We start from the raw sequence: 19178 nt of genomic DNA on the forward strand, positions 1-19178 counted from the left end.
TGTTGCGATGGCGGCTGTCCGACGACTCCCCCGGGGTATCAGCTACAGCTCAGGCAAGGTCGGCGGGCCGACGGCCGGGCGAGTCTCCAGTGCGTCAAACGCCAGCCGAACCGCGGTATCCAGCTGTGGGTCCCGACCGGCGGCGTAATCCATTGGCGTGGCAGGGACTTCGACATCGGGGTCGACCCCATGGTTCTCCACGCCCCAACCGGGACCCTGCATCCACGTGGCATAAGTCGGCTGCGTGACCAAAGTCCCGTCAACCAAGTGATACCGGCTGTCGATCCCGATCGTCCCGCCCCAAGTCCGCATGCCGACAACGGGCCCAAGCGCCAAAGCCTTGATCGCCGCGTTGATAACATCCCCGTCCGACCCGGTCTGCTCATCGGCCACGGCCACAATCGGCCCGCGCGGAGCGTCCTGCGGATAAGACTCCGGCCGTGTCCCGTCCCGGCTGATCTGCCAGCCGACCACCCGCCGAGCCAGCTTCTCGATAACCAGCTGCGAAAGGTGCCCGCCGCGATTCTCCCGAGTGTCAACCACAAGCGCGTCCCTGCGCATCTCCAACCGGAGATCACGGTGCAGCTGCGCCCATCCAGCCGAAAGCATGTCGGGCAGATGCAAATACCCGACTCGACCCGAAGACAACGTGTGCACGTGCTCCCGGCGATCAGCGACCCAAGCGTGATAGCGCAAAGGCGTATCGTCCAACAAAGGCACGACGACAACCCGACGCGAAGCCCCGCCAGCCGCAGGACCAACCGTCAACTCGACCGGCTTGCCGGCAGATCCTGCCAAAAGCGCGGCGGGCCCCCAAGTCCCGACAGCGCGTCCATCAACAGCAAGGATCGCATCGCCAACCCGCACACCAACTCCAGGAGCACGCAACGGCGACCGCGCGTCAGGATCCGAAGTCTCGGCAGGCAGAATCCTTTCGATACGCCAAAATCCGGCCGAATCCGGCGCCAAGTCCGCCCCAAGCAACCCAACCCGTACCCGCGGATCCGGCGAATCACGCGTCTCAGAGACATACGCATGCGAAGTGCCGAGCTCACCGTGAACCTCCCAGATCAGGTCCACGAGATCGTCGTAAGAACCCAAGCGCGGCAACAAAGTCCGGTAACGTTCAAGTTGAGCATCCCAGTCGACACCGCCCATGTCGCTGCGCCAGAAGCGATCGCGCATCAGGCGTCCGGCTTCGTTGTACGACTGGCGCCATTCCGCGGGCGGGTCGATGGTCACGCGGATCCGCGACAGGTCGATGTCGACGTTGTCCGAGCTGTCGTCATCCGCCTTGTGTTCCGACGGCATCGCGCGCAATGAGCGGCCGTCGTGCACCACGATTCTCTTGCCATCACCGCTGACCCAGAATTCGTCGAGCGCGTCGACCAAGGTCTCCGTACGGCGCTTTTCGAAATCGAACCGCACCAAGGAGGACCGAGGCGCGCTGTCGTCGCTCGACGCCAGATCATGCCCGAGTTCGCCGGACAGCGATCGTGTCATCCACAACACGCCGCCCTTCGCCGGATACAGCGACCAATACCGCGCCGCGGGCACCGGGAACGGCACGAGTCGCTCGGCGATCCCTTCGATGTCAACGGAAACGCGCGGGGTCGTCTCGTCATCCTCGGTTTTCTCGTCGTCGTCCGACTCGGTGACCGGGCGCCCTTGCAGCTGGGGCGCGAAGGGCGATGGCGTCGTCGCCGACAACGGCACGAGATACGGCAACGACCCGGTCGCGAAGTACATGTCGAACACGTGCGCGTCGTAGCGCGGATCGAAGCTGCGCGCCGACAGGAACACCAAATACTTGCCGTCGGTGGTGAAAATCGGTTCGTGATCGTCGAACCGCAGCGGCGTCACGTCCACAATGGACAAATTCGTGGTGTCGGCCATCCTGATCTGACGCAGGGGCGGCGGGCCGGGGTGGGACCATGCGAGCCAGCCGGAGTCCGGGGAGAACTGCAGGCCGGTCGGATCGCCGTCGTCCACCTTGGTGACCGTACGAATCTCGCCGGTCTCCACCTCCACGAGCAGCACGCGGCCGTCGTGCGTGACCACTCCGACCCTGCGGCCGTCGGGCGTCGCGACCAGTTCGTGGACGCGCCCGAACTGTCCCGTGCCGACGCGTCGAGGTGCGCCGCCTTCGACGGGCACGATCTCCAGCGATTCCTCGCCTTCGACATCGGTCACCCAGATGACGTGCCCAGTTGTCCCGAGGACCTGCGGAAGTCGTGCGCGCACACCAGGTTCGGCGGTCAACGCGCGCGCCGGTCCGTCCTGGTGCGTCAACCAGTGCACGGTCCCGCGTACCTCGACAGCGCTCGCGCGACCTGTGTGGTCAGGGGCGGCTTCGCCGAGCGACCATCGGGCCGAGATCGGGTACTGCTGACGGGAAACACGTGGTCCGCCAAGCTTGATCGGCAGCAGCCGTGGCTCGGCGTCCAGGCTGTCCAAGATCCACAGATCGCCCGCGGAGTGGTACACCACGCGGGCTCCATCGGTTGACGCGTTGCGGGCGTAGAACTCGTGCTTGGTGTGCTGCCGCAGATCCGTGCCGTCCGGAAGGCAGGAGTAGACGTTGCCGACGCCCGAATGGTCTGACAGGAAAGCGATCCGGTCACCGACCCACATCGGCGACACCAGGCTGGAGTCCAATTCGGACAAAATGCGGCTGAACTCGCCGGAGCCAGCCGTGTCCACCCAGAACCGGCCGACCGTGCCGCCTCGGTAGCGCTTCCACCACGCCGGATCGTCCGAATCCCGCGACTGCAGGAGCACCGCGCCATCTTCGCGGTACGTGATGTCGCCGACCGGGCCCCACGGCAACTGGCGCGGCTGACCGTCGAGCGGGATCGCGTATGCCCACGTACGGCGAAACTGTGCTTGCGACACGGAACTGATCGCGAGCACCTCGCCGGCCGGATTCCAGCCGAGTCCCGCGGTTTTGACCGAGCCCCAATAGGTCAGCCTGCGACTTTCCCCGCCGTCGACCGGCGCAACGTGCACCTCGGGCTCGACGTCCCTTGTGCTGGTCCACGCGACGTGCCTGCCGTCCGGCGAGATGCGCGGCCGGGTCACCGGAACCTGATCACCGGACACCCGCCAGGCACGGCCACCGTCCATCGGCGCGAGCCAGACATCCTCCTCGGCCACGAACGTGACAAGATCGCCGTGCACGTGGGGAAACCGCAGATACGCGTTATTCACTCGAACCAACTTACCGTCGCCGATAGGTTGTCCGGCGTGGCCGAGCAAAGTTGGCAATGGGACCCCTCGCTCTATTCGGGCAGCGCGCGGTACTACCCGCGAGGACGCATGCCGTACCCGAAAGCACTCGCGGACGCGCTTGCTGCGGAACTGGAACTGGACGGATCAGGCCGTCTGCTCGACATCGGCTGCGGTCCCGGTTCGCTGACCCTGCTGTTGGCCGACCGGTTCGAGCAGGCAATCGGAGTCGACGCAGACCCGGACATGCTCAACGAAGCCAGCCGCCTCGCAGCCGAAGCCAATGTCGACAACACGCAATGGCATCACCTGCGCGCGGAGGATCTGCCCGCATCATTGGGCACGTTCCGCCTGGTGACGTTCGCGCAGTCCTTCCATTGGATGGACCGGCCAAAAGTCGCCGCGATCGCGCGCGGAATGCTGGCGACGGACGGTGCCGTCGCACATGTCCACGCCGTAACCCACGAAGGCATTGAGGGCACGGAAGCCCTGCCGCATCCACGTCCACCGCACGCGGCAATCACGGAACTGGTGCGGAGTTACCTCGGCCCGACTCGACGCGCTGGCCAAGGCACGCTCCCGAATGGCACGGCTCGCGGCGAGGACGCGATCTACCGGGCCGCGGGCTTCACCGGTCCGCAGCACATCGAGATCCCTGGCCGGGTGCTCACCCGCAGCGCAGACGAGGTCGTGGCTGCGGTGTTCTCACTGTCCAGCGCGGCACCACACCTGTTCGGCGACGAGCTCCCGAAGTTCGAAGCTGAACTAAGGAAGCTGCTGCATGACGCCAGTCCAACCGGAACCTTCAGCGAGCAAACCCGCGAGATAGCTGTCCACATCTGGCGACCATAACCCCACGCCGTGTCCACCATTCCAACACTGTGTGTCCACCATTCCGGAACAGCGTGTCCACCATTCCGACACAGTGAGATGCACTTTGCGGCACACCGAAATCCCCGACGGGGCGCCAATGTGTATTTCGGTGTGCCGGAACGGTGGACACGATGTGCTGCAACGGTGGACACGGTGTGCCGGAACGGTGGACACGGTGTGCCGGAACGGTGGACACGATGTGCTGCAACGGTCGACACGATGTGCGGGAACGGTGGACACGGTGTGCCGGAACGGTGGACACGGCGTGGTCTAGCTGGGTCTGGGGGTTAGCTGGGCCAGTAGTGGCGCCATTCTTCTTCGGTCAGGTTTGCCGGGTCTAGGCCTGCGTCTTTTGCCGCGCGCTCGGCTGTCCGGATGTTTTCGGCGAATTTTCGGGCTACCGCGCGGACGTCGCCTTCTGGTTCTTCTCCGGCGATCTTGGCGCGGGCTGCTGTGGCGAAGAGCTGCTCGGCTGGGCTGTCGCCCGACGGCAGGAGGTCGGGTGGGAAGCCTGCGCGCGCTGTACGTTGGGCGAGTTTTGCGGCGAGGGCCAGGGCGGGGGCGCCGAGGGCGACGCCGTCGATGCTGGATTCGCGCTTCTTCTCGTCCTGCTTCAGCTCTTCCCAGCGTTTTTCCTGCGTTGCCGAGTCGCGGACCGCTGGGTCTGTCGCGAAGACGTGGGGGTGGCGGCCGATCAGTTTCGCGGACAGGGCCGCGGCCACGTCGTCAATCGTGAACGGGTCGGACGGGTCTTCCTGCGCGACGCGGGCGTGGAACAACACTTGCAGCAAGACGTCGCCGAGTTCTTCACGCAACGCCGTACGGTCGCCGTCCTCGATTGCTTCGATCAGCTCGAAGCATTCTTCGATCAGGTATTGCCGCAACGACTCGTGGGTCTGCTCCGCATCCCATGGGCAGCCGCCCGGGGAGCGGAGGCGGTCCATCACCGCCGCCGCTTCGAGCAACTTCTCGCCTGGGGTCACGGCTGGGTCGACTTGGCCTGGAAGACCGTGCTGATGTTGGTGGCCTCTTCACCGGACACGACCTTGAGGGTCACCGGGTCCCACTTGCCGAACCGCGGGTTTGGCTGCACCGGCACCACCGAGGCGAGCAACGTCAACTGCCCCTGGCCGATCTGTGCGAGCTCAACCGGCTTCAGTTCGGGGATGGTCACCTCGGCAGGCGGGGTGACCGCACGCCGTGCCTTCATGAACAGCACCAGGTAGCCGCCCTGGTTACCGGTCAGCCGGGTGGCGATGACCTCGCCCGCGGGCACGTTGTAGTACGGCGAAGCGGCCAGCGTCAGCAGGTTGCTTGGGTCCTGGAGGGCTGCCTCCGGGCCGAACACGCTGTTGAGGAACGGCTCGCCCATCGCCTCCGGCGCGGCCTGGATCAACGCGGTCGACTGAGCCGGGTTCTCGGCGATCTTGCGCGCCAGTTCCACAGCGGCGTCAGCGTCCTGCAGCACGACCGCGTCGAACGTGACGGACGAACGACCGAGCGCCCTGCGGCCAACCTCGGCCAGCGCCAGCCGGGCGCGGGCGAGGTCCTTGGGCTGGAACGCCGCGTCCACGATCGACTGGAACGGATCGCTCTGCGTCGCCCCGGGGCCGGTCAGGACCGGGATCGCGGCCTCGGCCTGCGCGTCGGTGATCTGGATGCCCAAGCGCCGGGCGGCGTCCGCGGCCAGCTGGTTGATCGCCTGCTGCCCGACGATGCCACGCGAGACCTGGTCCAGCTTGTGCTGGCGCGCCTGGTCCTGCACGGCCTGGTTGGTGGCCAGCAGGTCGTTGAGCGTCCGCTGGATCTGCTCAACCGTGGACACCTTCGCGTCACCGACGGTCAACGCGACCTTCGGGTCGCCCTGTCCCGCACTGCACCCGGCCACGAGCAGGGCCGTTGCGGTGATCATCCCGATTGAGCGGCGCATGGCAGTCGTCACAGTGGTTAGCCTCTCATAGGACAATCTGTCACCCGACTGGGGCCGGGGCGATCACCAGGCTGGCCAGGAAGTCCGAGCACCACTTGAGAAGCTCCTGGTCACGCAGTTGCGACGCACCTATCCGGCCACCGGCAGGTCCTTCCGTTGGCCGGGGCACGGTCACGGTGTTCGTAACCGCTTTGTAGTTCGCCTTGGGGTACAGCCGCTTGAGCCGCACGAGCTGGGAGTCGCGCAGGTCCAATGGGGTGAACCTGATCGACGCGCCCTGGGTGGTGACCTCGGTGACGCCGTACTGACGGCACGTCTGCCGGAACGCGGCGACCGCGAAGAGCCGCTCGACCGGCAACGGCGGCGCGCCATAGCGGTCCTTGAGCTCTTCCATCACGCCTGCGAGCTCGTCGGCGTCACGGGCCGAGGCGATCTTGCGGTACGCCTCGAGCCGCAAACGCTCGCCTGGCACGTAGTCATGCGGGATGTGCGCGTCGACCGGCAAGTCGACCCGGACATCGGCGAGCTCCTCCTCGCCTTCCGGCGCGTCGGCGCCCGCGTGCTTGCGGAACGCCTCGACGGCCTCGCCGACAAGCCGGACGTACAGGTCGAAGCCGACGCCAGCGATGTGTCCGGACTGCTCGGCGCCAAGGATGTTGCCGGCGCCGCGGATCTCCAGGTCCTTCATTGCCACGGCCATACCGGCGCCGAGCTCGGTGTTCTGCGCGATGGTCGCGAGCCGGTCGTGCGCGGTCTCGGTGAGCGGCGCCTCCGGTGGGTACAGGAAGTACGCGTACCCGCGCTCGCGGCCACGGCCGACGCGGCCGCGCAGCTGGTGTAGCTGTGCGAGGCCCAGCAAGTCACCGCGTTCGACGATCAGCGTGTTGGCGTTGGAGATGTCCAGGCCGGTCTCGACGATCGTGGTGGACACGAGCACGTCGTGTTCACGTTCCCAGAAGCCCTGGATGATCTTTTCGAGGCGGTCCTCGTTCATCTGGCCGTGCGCGGTGACCACGCGTGCTTCGGGCACGAGTTCACGGATCCGCTTGGCGGCCCGTTCGATCGACGAGACCCGGTTGTGCACGAAGAAGACCTGGCCGTCACGCAGCAGCTCACGCCGGATCGCCGCGCCAACCTGCTTGTCGTCGTACCCGCCGACATAGGTCAGGATCGGGTGCCGGTCCTCCGGCGGGGTCAGGATCGTGGACATCTCGCGGATGCCCGCGAGCGACATCTCCAGCGTGCGCGGGATCGGCGTCGCGGACATGGTCAGCACGTCCACGTGCGTGCGCAGTGCCTTGATGTGTTCCTTGTGCTCGACGCCGAAGCGCTGCTCCTCGTCGACGATCACCAGGCCGAGGTCCTTGTAGCGGATTCCGGTCTGCAGCAGGCGATGCGTGCCGATCACGATGTCGACTTCGCCGTCCGCGAGGCCCGCGATGACCTTCTCGGAGTCCATCGGATCGGTGAACCGGGACAGGCCTTTGACGTTCACCGGGAACGACCGCATGCGCTCGGCGAACGTGTTCAGGTGCTGCTGCGCCAGCAGGGTGGTCGGCACGAGCACGACGACCTGCTTGCCGTCCTGTACCGCCTTGAACGCCGCACGGACCGCGATCTCGGTCTTGCCGTAGCCGACGTCACCGCAGATCACGCGGTCCATCGGGACACCGCGTTCCATGTCCGCCTTGACCTCGTCGATCGCGGCCATCTGGTCGGCGGTCTCGGTGAAGGGGAACGCGTCCTCCAGCTCACGCTGCCACGGCGTGTCCGCGCCGAACGCGTGCCCTGGCGCGGACTGCCGGGCCGCGTAGAGCTGCACGAGCTCGGCCGCGATCTGCTTGACTGCCTTGCGCGCCTTGGCTTTCGTGTTCTTCCAGTCCGAACCGCCGAGCTTGTTCAGCGTCGGCAGTTCGCCGCCGACATAGCGGGAGACCTCGTCGAGCTGGTCGGTCGGCACGAAAAGCCGGTCCCCTGGCTGGCCACGCTTCGACGACGCGTACTCAAGCACGAGGTATTCACGAGTCGCGCCCGCGACCGTGCGCTGGACCATCTCGATGTACTTGCCGATGCCGTGCTGCTCGTGCACCACGTAGTCGCCGGTCTTGAGCGCCAACGGGTCGACGGCGTTGCGGCGCCGCGACGGCATCTTCGCCGACATGTCCTTTGTGGACGTCCCATGCCGTCCGCCGGTCAGATCCGTCTCAGTCAGCACGACCAACGCGGAATCCGGCGCGATGAAGCCGTCTTCGAGCGCGCCACGCACAACCGTGACCACGCCAGGCTCAGGCGCCTCGGTCAGACCATCGGGCGCAAAGCGCGCCGCGACCTCAGCATCACCGAGTTGCTCAACCGCGCGCTGCGCCGTACCTGTACCGGGCACAACCAGGACCGCCGCGCCGCCAGCCGCCGTATGCGCGCGCAGGTCCGTAAAGGCGCGCTCGACGTCTCCGCGATACGAGTCGACCTGCTTGATGCCAAGCGACAGCACGTCCGGCGAGCCCGTGAGCTGGCTCAGCGTCCACCAGCGACGCCCTGTCTCACGCGCGTGCGTGACGACTTCGCCCAGCTCGCGGTACGCCGAAGCACCGAGGTCGATCGGCGCCTTACCGCCACCGGCCGCGGCCATCCACGAGGCCTCGAGGAACTCCTGACCAGTGCGAACGAGATCGTGTGCGCGCGTGCGGATCTTCTCGGGGTCGACCACGAGCACGTGCGAACCCTCCGGCAGCACGTCGGTGAGCAGCTCGAGCTCGCCGACGCAGAGCACCGGAATCAGCGCCTCCATGCCCTCGACCGGGATGCCACCGGACAGCTTGGTGAGCATCTCGGCCAGGTGCTCGTCGCCAGCGTGATCAGTCGCCAGCTCAGCGGCGCGGCGCTTCACATCCTCGGTGAGCAGCAACTCACGGCACGGCGGCGCGGTCACCTCGGTGACCTTGGTCGGCAGCGAGCGCTGGTCAGCGACGGCGAACGGCCGGATCTCGCTGACCTCATCACCCCAGAACTCGATTCGGTACGGGTGCTCGGCCGTCGGCGGGAACAGGTCGAGAATGCCGCCGCGGACCGCGAACTCGCCACGCTTCTCGACCATGTCGACACGGGTGTACGCGAGGACAACGAGGCGCTCGATCAGCCCGTCGAAGTCGTGCTCGTCGCCTGTCTTGAGGTGCACAGGAACGAGTTCGCCCAGGCCAGGGGCCATTGGCTGGATCAAGCTGCGCACGGTCGAGACGATGACCTTGAGCGCCGGACCCTCCGGGTGAGCGAGCCGGTGCAGGACAGACAGCCGCTGCGCGACCGTGTCCGCGCGTGGGGACAGCCGCTCATGCGGCAACGTTTCCCACGAGGGGAAAGCCGCGACGACGTCCTTACCGAGCAAATCCCCCAAAGCTGCTGTTAAGTCGTCGGCCTCCCGGCCCGTCGCGGTCACTGCCAGCACCGTCGAGTGGGCAGCGAGCGTCGCGGCCACCACCGGGCGAACCGCGGGCGGGCCTTCGAGTTCGTAGACAGGCGCGCCAGCGGCTTCGGCGACGGCCATGACCGCGGGATCAGCGGACAGGCCGGCCAACAGACCAGTCAGCGGAGCGTGAGTCACGGAAGCATCCCCTTGCCGAAGAGTCGGACCTCAACAAGCTTACGTCGGTGGTCCGACAGACCCGGTTCGCGTCACACGTGAGGGGAACATTTAACGCGTTCAACCTGGATTCACCGAAGATCTTGGTGGGTTGGTCGTGTCGTGAACGGGCAGATGCCCTCTGACTTGGGACGATTGTTCTTATGACAGAAACATATCGGACCGAGTGAGAGGGCATCTGCTGAGTGAAAGCATCGCATACGCGTGGCGCGGTGTCGGTGAGGTTCGACGATCCGGGATTGGTGTCGCACGCGGGCCTGGTGGCGGTGATGCGGCTGGCCGAGGACGCGGGGTTGTCGGATCTGGCCGGTGAGCTGGTCCGGCTGGGTGGTTCGGTCGGGGCGAACGCGGGCGCGAAGATCAGCACGATCGTGGCCGGGATGGCCGCGGGCGCGGACTCGATCAGTGATCTGGACCTGGTGCGGCATGGCGGGATGGCGGGGTTGTTCACCGGGATCCGCGCACCGTCCACTGTGGGCACGTTCCTGCGCTGGTTCAGCATGGGTCATGTCGCTCAACTGGAGAAACTCTCCGCCCGGCTGCTGGCCCGCTTGGCGGAGCTGACGCCGCTGCTGGCGGGGGCCGACCGGTTGGGGTTGCTGGATCTGGACTCGAAAATCAGCCAGGTCTACGGGCGGGGCAAAGACGGGGCCGCGTTCGGCTATACCGGGGTGTTGGGGTTGAACACGCTGGCCGCGACCCTGACCACAGCGGCGGGCAGGCCGGTGATCGTGGCGACCCGGTTACGGGGTGGCAACGCCGATACCCGCCGCGCGGTGAGCTCGCTGGCCCGGCGCGCGCTGGGCACCGCCCGCGCCGCGGGCGCGACCGGGCCGCTGCTGGTACGCGGCGATTCCGGGTTCTATGTCGGGGAATTGATCACGATGCTGGTGCGGGAAGGGGGTCTGGTTCTCCATCACCGCCCCACAACATTCCGCGATCCGGGAGGCGATCGACGCGATCAGCGAGCACGCCTGGCAGCAGCACACCTACCGCGACCCGGTCCTCGACCCGCACACCGGGCAGCTGATCCACACCGCCCAGATCGCCGAGACCAGCCATACCGCGTTCACCAACCCGACCGTCAACCCCGGCCAGAAAACCACCGCCCGGCTACTGGTCCGCCGGACCCGGATCACCACCCGCGACGAGCAGGGCGAGTTGTTCCCAGCCTGGCGCTACCACGCGGTGTTCACCAACCTCCCGCCCGCCACCACCGAGCCCGACACCACCAGGCCCGCCACCACCAGGCCCGCCACCACCGAGCCCGACGCGGCCGGCTTCGACACGGCCACCGCCTGGCGTCTGCACGACCAACGCAGTGGCGCGATCGAACACGTCTTCGCCGAACTCGCGGCCGGCCCACTGGCCCACTTCCCGTCCGGACTGTTCGCCGCCAACGCCGCCTGGCTCTCCCTGGCCGCCCTGACCCACAACCTCCTGCGCGCCACCGCCTGCCTGGCCGGCCCCGCCCACGCCAGAACACGGCTGACCACCCTGCGCCGCCGGTTGATCACCATCGCCGCCCGCGTCACCCGCACCGCCCGCCACATCACCCTGCGGCTACCACGAGACTGGCCCTGGGCCACCGATTTCACCCGGCTGTTCACCACGATCCACGCCCCACCCCACCCCGCCTGACCCCTAACCACCCGCCTGACCAGGCCCAACCCGAAAGACCACAGTGGAAAAGCTGGGCAGACCAGCAGCTCCCGCACGACCACACCAGACACCACCGGCCCACCACCACAATCACCCACCACCACGACCACAACCCAAGATCAACGGTGAATCCAGGTTCAACGCCGCGAAGGTGACCTTCACGGCAAAACGAGGGTTACGCCGGATGCCGGAACTCCGCAACAGTGTGATCGGTTTCGCTTGCGCGGGCGCAGGACGGTCATTACCTTGCGATCTGAACGAGCCGGGGGGCTCGATGAACTGGGGGATCAAGGGTGAGACGTGCCCTAATTTGTGCTGCCTGCATTGTGGCGTCCTTCTCCGTGGCAGCACCCGTCGCTGCCTACGCGGGACCGTCCGTGACGATCCAGGCAGAGCAACCGTCTGATGACTGGATCTGGGTGAGATACCTGGCCAGCTCACATCCGTACAGCACGGTACGGACCGCCGCCTGGTCAGCATTGGTGAGCAGCAACCCGGACGCGGCGATCGCTGCGTTCCTGACGTCGGGTTACGACTACGCAGTAGAGCGCGCGCAGCAGCGTCGCGTGCGCAACATGGACTTCATCCGTCGGGTGTACGAGACGACGACCGTTGAGTACTCCCCCGAGGTGCACAACGAAGCGAAGCGACTGCTCGGTTCGAACGCGACCGACGCTGAGCGTGAGGCGTTCGTGCGTACCGGATACGAGACCGCACGATCACGCGATCGGGTGTATCGCGACGAAATCGGTGCACAGAAGCAAGCACTTGTTCAGCGCGACCGGGATTTTGTCCGGAACCTGTCCACGAACGACCCCGGGGAGCAGGTCCGCCTGTCGGCAGCCCACGCCGTGCGTCTGGGTGCGACGGATGACGACTTGGTCGAGTTTTTCGCCTACGGCTGGGCAACCGGGTCGCGGTTGGATCTTGAGGTTTTCCGGATGCGGCACGCGAACGACAACATGAAGTGGCGCAGCACGATCACCCGTCTGATCGCAGATGCCGAGGCTGCTGAGAACGCCGCTCGTGAGGCGTCGGAGGAGACCAAGCAGCAGGCCAAGGATGCTGCGGCGCGTGCGTGGCAGCAGGTGGGCACGCAGACGGAACCGGCCCGGTCGGGGTGGACGCAGGCGCAGGATGTCGCGGTGCGTCAGGCGGAGAACTGGCGGGCTGTGTTGGCCGCGGCGCAGGCTGCGATGGGTCCGAACTGGGAGTCGATCATCGATCCGGCGCGTTCGTCGGAGACCGCGTGGCTGGCCGAGCGTGACTCGGCGTCGCAGCAGGCGGCGTACTGGAATGCGTTGCTGCAGCAGGCAATTGACGCGGAACAGCGCGTCAAGAACATCAACTGACATATCTGTGACCGGCCTTCGCCAGTAGGTGGCGATCGCTTTGCCATGCCCAGAAAAGGAAAGCAATGCGAAGAACAACTGTCCCTAGCAGACGTTTAGCCCGCGGTCTTGCCGCCGTCGCGGTGGTCACCGGGCTGATGGCGCCGGTCGTCGCGCACGCGGCACCGACGGACATTCCACCAGCGGCGGCCTCGCGCAACTCCGAGGCGACCGCGAACGCACCGGCGATCCCGCAGATCGCCGCGGACCCGGCCGCGACTGAGGTGCCCGAGTCCAGCGAGGTGGAGAAGGTCCGCGCGGTCCGTGCGATCGAGGTCGGCGAGGCGACCGACGAGTGGCTGATGTTGTCGGACAAGAACTTCGTGTTCCGGGTCTTCGACAAGATCAACGCGGGCAAGTACCCGCTGACCAAGGCCGAGGCCTACCGGGTCTACAAGATCGTGGTGGAGAAGCCGGACGCGCCCGATGCGACCGCGTTCATCCGCACCAGCATTCACGACTTCGTCGACCGTGACCACCTGGAATACGCCCGCCGCCAGGAAGAAGCCCGCCTGGCCCGCGAGGCACGCCAGAAGGCCGCTGCCTTCGCCGAAATCCCAGCGGACGCGGCGATGCTGGACGGCAACGACCAGAACTTCGTGTACCAGGTGTGGCGCCGCTCCACCGGCCCGAAGGTCAAAGACGGCGCCATGACCGCGTGGGGCGGCACCGAGGCGACCTGGAAGACGTTCATCAACACGGACATCTTCACGCTGCACATCGCCGACCAGCGGGATGCGATCGAGAAGGCCAAGCAGGAAAGCGAGGAAGCCGCCCGGATCCTGGCGGCCAAGCAGGCCAAGAAGAACGCGGCCGCCGTGCTCGGCATCCTCACGCCGGAGGGTTGGCTGACCCTGTCGGACGACAACTTCATCCGGCAGCTGCTGACCACCCCGGAGCTGGCGAACCCGCGACACATCGAGGTCCGCAACGCCGCCGAGGCCGCGCTGCGCAGCAGCAACCCAGCCGACTGGAAGGCGTTCATCGACACCGGCCTGAAGGCCGCCGATGACCGGGATGCCGCACGGGAGAAGGCGATCCGCGAGGAAGCTGACCGCCAGAAGGTCCGTGAGATCAAGGCAAAGGCTGAGGCAGGCCGGGTTCGCCCGCGTCTGGTCGCCGCCGCGAACGCCGCATTGGCAGGCACGCCCGCCGACGTGACCAAGTTCCTGTCCGAGACCCAGTTCAACGTGTTCAACCAAGCACTGCGGACCACGACGCCGGGTGTGAAGGCATGGCACGTGCGCGCCGCAGGTGGCGACGCGGGCATCACGCCGGGCACGCAGAGCACGACCACGGCCGACACGCCGCTTGGCGAGGCGACCTGGAAGGTCGTCACCGGTCTCGCCGACACGAACTGCTACTCGTTCGAGTCCGCCACGCACGTCGGCAGCTACCTGCGTGTCCAGGACTACCGCGTGAAGTTGCAGGCCAGCGACGGCAGCGACGCGTACGAGAAGGACGCGACCTGGTGCCCGAAGCTGGGCAACTCCGGTTCCGGTGTCTCGCTTGAGTCCAAGGCGCTGCCGGGCCGGTTCCTGCGGCACTACGGCGCCCAGCTGTTCGCGGGCGCCAAGAGCGGCGACACCACCGGTGACCTGAACCCGCACCTGTTCGAGGTCGACACGACCTGGAACATCGTCGACCCCGACCCGATCGTCACCACGCAGATCATGCTGCGCTGGCACAACGACGACGCGTGGCGCGCCTTCGTCGGCAACCCGAAGTCCCCTGAGGTGCTCGACGGCGCGGTCCGGTACCGCGAGTTCACCAACACGGCCAGCGCCTACTGGGGCTCGGCGACCGGTGTGCGCAGCGTTTCCGGTGAGGCGCTGACGAAGTACCGCGCCTCGGGCGGTCCTAAGTGGAGGCTGCCGATCATCGACACCACCGCCACACCGGACAAGAAGGGTACGTACACCCACTTCGTCAACGGGCTGTCGATCTACTGGACCCCGGACACCGGCGCGCATCTGGTCTACGGGGCGATCCGGGGCCGTTGGGAGGCAATGGACTGGGAGCGTTCGTACCTCGGCTACCCGAAGACGGACGAGGAGCAGGTCGGAAACCTGCGCCGCAGCACCTTCCAGGGCGGCTACATCTACCACGACCCAGCGACCGGACGGACTTGGGACACCAAGCTCTGACCGATCAGGTCTGACACAAAGGGGCCCGGCACACGAGCTTTCCGGTGCCGGGCCCCATTGGCATACAGGGGGTTTACCGAGCAATGAGACTCATCCACAGAGCACTGGCGGCCGCGCTGACCGCCACGGTGTTCGCAGGGCTCGTACAGCCCGCGAACGCCGCGGTCGCGGCGCCGGTCGTAGCGTCATCGTCCACAGAGGATCCACCACCGTCGTCCGCGCGGCCGATGCCGCCGGATCCGTACAAGGAATGGGACGGCAAGTCCGGCGTCCCCGACACTGGCGACCCTCGGCTGCGGCAGTTGGTGGCCGACAATGCTGAGCTGGCCGAGGATGTCGAAGTCCGCGATGCCGCGAAGGCGGCGCTGGCCGGTGGTCGCACGGCGATCATGGCTTTCCTCAACACCGGGTTGAAGGAAGCCCAGAAGAAGGCTGCGGACCGTAAGGCTCGGGTCGCCGCGGAGAACCGTGCGGCGATTGAACCGTTGCGGGGCACGGGTGGTCCGTATCTGCGGGCTGAAGTGGATCGTGTACTCGCCGGAACCGACCTGGATCGCCTGCAGTTCCTGGCTTACGGCAAGGGAATCGCCGAGCAGCGCGACGCCGCAGCCGTCCAAAGCGCCAAGCAGCGGGCGGATGAGAACCGCGCCCGGGTAACCATGGTTCTGGCCGCAGGTGGGCCAGACGTGAAACGCGCCGCGCAGACGGCACTCGACGCCGGTGACGCCGCGGTCGAACAGTTCCTCGCGTCGGGATACCTCGATGCGGCCAAGAAGGACGCTGAGGCCCGGGAGAAGTTCCTCGCCGACGAGGAAGCCCGGATCAAGGCCGCCGAAGCCCTCTCCGAACTGGCCAAGAAATCCGCGCGCGCCAACGAGGCCCGCCGGGTTCTGATGATCCAGCACGGCAACGGCATCCGCGCCTTGCAGCGCTCGTCGAACGCCTTGATCCTGGCAGGCAACGAAGCCCGCAAGGCCGAGCAGATCTTGGCCGCGAACGACGCGGGCGGGCAGCACCCGGCCGACTCGTTCAACGGCGTGAAGGCGGAAGTCGCCCGCCAGTTGAGCAACGCCCGTGCTGCCGCGGATGACGCGAACCGGGCGGCAGTCCAGGCGCAGGTCCAGGCTGATGTGCTGGTAGAGACGGGTTTGCCGTACGGCGCGCAGTGGGCGCAGATGGCCTTTGGCATGTCACAGGCGGCCAAGGCCGCGGTCTCCGCGGTGGAAACCGCGTCGCACTCGGTCGACGCGGCTGCGTTCACCGACCAGGCTCGTAATGCTCAGGAGCGTGCCGAGCGGCATGCTGAGCAGGCTAAGAAGTGGCGTGAGACCGCTCAGGCGCACGCCAAGGCCGCAGCCGATCTTGCCGAGGCGGCTCGGGTACAGGCGGTAGCGGCTAAGGATGCCGCGGCCCGTACGAAGGCTGCGCGTCAGGCAGCTGAACGGGCTGAAGCAGAAGCCTGGGCTGCTGCGGAACGAACCCGTCAGCACCGGATCACCGCCGAGCGTGAGGCTGCGACTGCTGCCGCACAGCGCGCGATCGCGCAGCGTGAGGCGGCCAACGCAGCCGCCGCGCGAGGCCGTGCCGAGCAGCAAGCCGCTGTCGCACGCGCGATGCGTGGCGAAGCCGAGGCACAGGAAGCCATCGCACGCGGTGCACGTGACCGCGCGGTGGTAGCGGACGGCGTTGCCGCACAAGCGGAAACCGGTGCCCGTAACGAGGAACGCAACGCGGTAGCCAGCCGTGACGCGGCATATCGGGCCGAACGCGAGCAGCGCGCGGCCGAAGCACGTGCGGCAGCAATGGACGCGATGGCCGCGGCCAGCCGAGGCACGCCGCACGAGAAGGCCGCGTTCGACGCGGCGCTGCAAGCCCGTGGTGAAGCCAACACCGCCGCGGGCGCGGCCGGTGCTGCCCGTGGCGCGGCGAACGCCGCTACGGGTGCCGCCGCCGGAGCACGTGGTGCGGCAACAGAAGCGACCCGTGCAGCGGCACGGGCGCGGGCGGCAGCGTCAGCTGCAGCCGCCGCAGCAGCACGAGCGAACGCGGCAGCCAACCGTGCCGAAGCGGAAGCAGCCGCGACACACGCCGCCGCGTTGCGGGCCAACTCGGCCGCGTCGGACGCTACGTTCAACGAGGCCAAGGCTGCCGAAGCCGCACAGAACGCGGTGAACCTGGCCAACCAGGCGGCATCCGAGGCCATGAACGCCCAGATGTCGGCCGAGCGCACCAAGGCCGAAGCCGACGCGGCTGCTCAGGAAGCAGTCTCCGCCGCGACCCAGGCAAGCCTTGCGGTGCAAGCGGCTTCGGCGGCGAAGGCGTCCTCGCAGGCGATCACCCAACCGGCGAATACCGCGATCACTGTCGTGGCACCGTTCACCGGCCAGGACATCGACGCCGACTTCGTTGCAAGGGTCGCCGAACAGGCCCGCGCGGTCGGCGCCGAGCAGGCAGCCGCGGCCGAACGCCGTGCCGCAGAAGCACTTCAAGCAGCCAAGCTGGCGCAGGAGGCAGCCGACCGGGCCAAGGAAGAAGTCAAACCCGCCTACGACGCAGCCGCCGCAGCGGCCAAGTCCTCAGCGGCAGCGGCACAATCCGCCGCCGAAGCCCAAAGAGCCGCCGCCGAAGCCGCAGCGGACGGCGCCGCGGCACGGGCAGCCGCCGCACGCGCCAACCAGGCCGACGCCCAAGCCCGTGAAGACGCCCGCAAGGCGCGGGCAGCGGCCAACGCGGCAGCAAACGACGCCCGGATCGCCGGACGATCCGCATCCGCCGCCGAAGCCGACGCGGCAGCAGCACGTTCCGCAGCCGACCGGGCCGAAGCCGACGCCGCGGCAGCACGAGGAGCCGCCGACCGCGCCGAAACCTTTGCCGTGGAAGCCAACGCGGCTGCCGACAGTGCGGCAAAGCACGCCGAAGCCGCCTCGGAGGCTGCGAAGAACGCTTACAACGCCGCAGTCGACGCCGGCAAGGCCGCCGACCGTGCCGAGGAAGCAGCGCGCAAGGCTGAACAGGAGCGGCGCGCAAGCCAAGCAGCGGGGTCGGACGACCCGGGACCACCTCTGTCCGATGAGGACGAGGAGATGCTGTGGCTCGAGGGCGGCGACGAGCTGGTGCAGGAGTACCGCCGGGCACAGGACCAGGCCAAGAACGGTCTGATCGACTTCATCATCCAGAACGGTGGCCAGGTCCTGCTCGACATGATCGGGTACACCGACGCCAAGAAGTGCTTCACCGAAGGTGATGTCGCCGCGTGCCTGTGGACCGTGGTCAACGTCGGCTCGTTGTTGCTGTTGATCGCCAAGGTGCCTCAGGTGGCCGCCGCGATCACCAAGATCGTCGGTGGGCTGACCAAGTTCCTCGAAGCGTCAGCCGCCGGCCAGAAGTTCCTGTCCACCATGCGCGGCCTGGTGGCTTCGGAGAAGGTCCGCTGTCCTGACGCGCTCGCCAGGACGGTCGCGGCTCGCCAGGCGATGGCACTGCACTGCCTGATCGCGCTGAAGGACTGGATCAGCAAGCCGATGCAGTTCGGCAACAGGGAGTTCCTGCTTGACAAGAAGGGAATGGACCACATCCTGCGCCGCCACCACCCGGACTACTGGGACGGCACAGTCAAGGACAAGCAGAGCTTCTTCCCGAAGAGTATGTCCATTCCGGACATCGAGGACGCGATCAAGCAGGTCATGCAGCAGAACCGTGACGACCTGATCGCCAACGGCGGGAAACGGATGCACAAGATCTACGGTACGGTCAACGGCGTCAAGTACCAGCTCGGCCTGAACCGTGGCCGGATCGGCCAGTTCTTCCCACTAGAGGGCCAATGATCGAAGTACGCAGTTTCCTCAAGCAGCAGGACGGTTCTTTCCAACGCTACGAGGAGACCACCGTCCCGCCATCGGACTCGGACTACGTCGAAGGCGCGATCGAGCTCGTGATCGATGGCGTCGAGGTGATCGGGCAGCAGCAATGGGACTACGTGGACCAGCTGTGGGCCTACATCGCCGACATGGTCAGTGACTTGCGCGAGCACGACGAGGTCCGGACCACCTTCCCGGACATGCCGGTCGAGTTCGCGCTCCGCCGGACCGCACCGGGCCGGTTGTTGGTCAGCTGCGAGAGCAGCACGCCGACTCGTGTCCAGGCTGTGGAAACTGAGCTGGTGCAAGCACTCACTCAAGCGGGTCTCGCGTTCTTCGAGCGGATGTCCCGGCTGCTGCCGGACAACGCGGAGTCCTACGATCTCGCGTCGGAAAGCCTCCGTGAGGCAGCCAAGAAGTAACGGTTCCGCCCGCTCGGCATTCGCCGGGCGG

Annotated in this window: 10 protein-coding genes and 2 pseudogenes; 7 read left to right on the forward strand and 5 right to left on the reverse strand. The window is 67.0% G+C overall.

The window, feature by feature from the left end:
• Window positions 1–42: 42 nt before the first annotated feature.
• Entirely contained in the window at window positions 43–3210 is a 3168-nt protein-coding gene (locus LWC34_RS38500; RefSeq protein ID WP_233730146.1) for a S41 family peptidase, read from the reverse strand.
• A 36-nt stretch (window positions 3211–3246) separates the two neighbouring features.
• Between LWC34_RS38500 and LWC34_RS38505 the strand changes: the two genes are divergently transcribed.
• The gene (locus tag LWC34_RS38505) at window positions 3247–4080 is read left to right on the forward strand and encodes a class I SAM-dependent methyltransferase (RefSeq protein WP_233730147.1); all 834 of its coding nucleotides are present in this window, start codon (window positions 3247–3249) and stop codon (window positions 4078–4080) included.
• A 308-nt stretch (window positions 4081–4388) separates the two neighbouring features.
• Here the strand turns inward: LWC34_RS38505 and LWC34_RS38510 are convergent.
• From LWC34_RS38510 to mfd, 3 genes and pseudogenes are all read right to left on the reverse strand, one after another.
• Window positions 4389–5078, reverse strand: a pseudogene (locus LWC34_RS38510) (nucleoside triphosphate pyrophosphohydrolase); the annotation flags it as partial.
• A 2-nt stretch (window positions 5079–5080) separates the two neighbouring features.
• Window positions 5081–6043 carry a hypothetical protein gene (locus LWC34_RS38515; RefSeq protein WP_233730148.1) on the reverse strand — a complete coding sequence of 321 codons (963 nt, stop codon included), beginning with the start codon at window positions 6041–6043 and terminating at the stop codon, window positions 5081–5083.
• Window positions 6044–6071: 28 nt separating this feature from the next.
• The gene (gene mfd / locus LWC34_RS38520; RefSeq protein ID WP_233730981.1) at window positions 6072–9572 is read right to left on the reverse strand and encodes a transcription-repair coupling factor; all 3501 of its coding nucleotides are present in this window, start codon (window positions 9570–9572) and stop codon (window positions 6072–6074) included.
• A 356-nt stretch (window positions 9573–9928) separates the two neighbouring features.
• Between mfd and LWC34_RS59055 the strand changes: the two are divergent.
• A pseudogene (locus LWC34_RS59055) lies at window positions 9929–10507 on the forward strand (transposase family protein); the annotation flags it as partial.
• 40 nt (window positions 10508–10547) lie between these two features.
• Here the strand turns inward: LWC34_RS59055 and LWC34_RS38530 are convergent.
• Complete coding sequence (locus LWC34_RS38530) at window positions 10548–10730, reverse strand: hypothetical protein (protein ID WP_233722972.1); 183 nt, start codon at window positions 10728–10730, stop codon at window positions 10548–10550.
• Between the two features lie 99 nt (window positions 10731–10829).
• On the opposite strand from LWC34_RS38530, the gene LWC34_RS38535 reads away from it, so the two are divergent.
• The 5 genes from LWC34_RS38535 to LWC34_RS38555 all read left to right on the forward strand — a co-directional run bounded on the left by LWC34_RS38535 (window position 10830) and on the right by LWC34_RS38555 (window position 19147).
• A complete protein-coding gene (locus LWC34_RS38535; protein ID WP_233730149.1) occupies window positions 10830–11309 on the forward strand; it encodes a transposase in 480 nt (159 codons plus the stop codon).
• 362 nt (window positions 11310–11671) lie between these two features.
• A complete protein-coding gene (locus LWC34_RS38540; RefSeq protein ID WP_233730150.1) occupies window positions 11672–12682 on the forward strand; it encodes a hypothetical protein in 1011 nt (336 codons plus the stop codon).
• A gap of 65 nt (window positions 12683–12747) precedes the next feature.
• The gene (locus tag LWC34_RS38545) at window positions 12748–14868 is read left to right on the forward strand and encodes an AbfB domain-containing protein (protein ID WP_233730151.1); all 2121 of its coding nucleotides are present in this window, start codon (window positions 12748–12750) and stop codon (window positions 14866–14868) included.
• Window positions 14869–14951: 83 nt separating this feature from the next.
• Window positions 14952–18692, forward strand: coding sequence for an EndoU domain-containing protein (locus tag LWC34_RS38550; RefSeq protein WP_233730152.1), 3741 nt, complete (start codon window positions 14952–14954; stop codon window positions 18690–18692).
• Window positions 18689–19147, forward strand: a complete 459-nt coding sequence (locus LWC34_RS38555) for a hypothetical protein (protein ID WP_233730153.1) — start codon at window positions 18689–18691, stop codon at window positions 19145–19147. The genes LWC34_RS38550 and LWC34_RS38555 overlap by 4 nt, the downstream gene beginning before the upstream one ends.
• Window positions 19148–19178: the final 31 nt, after the last annotated feature.

This window comes from Kibdelosporangium philippinense (genome assembly GCF_021390435.2).
Lineage (GTDB): Bacteria > Actinomycetota > Actinomycetes > Mycobacteriales > Pseudonocardiaceae > Kibdelosporangium > Kibdelosporangium philippinense.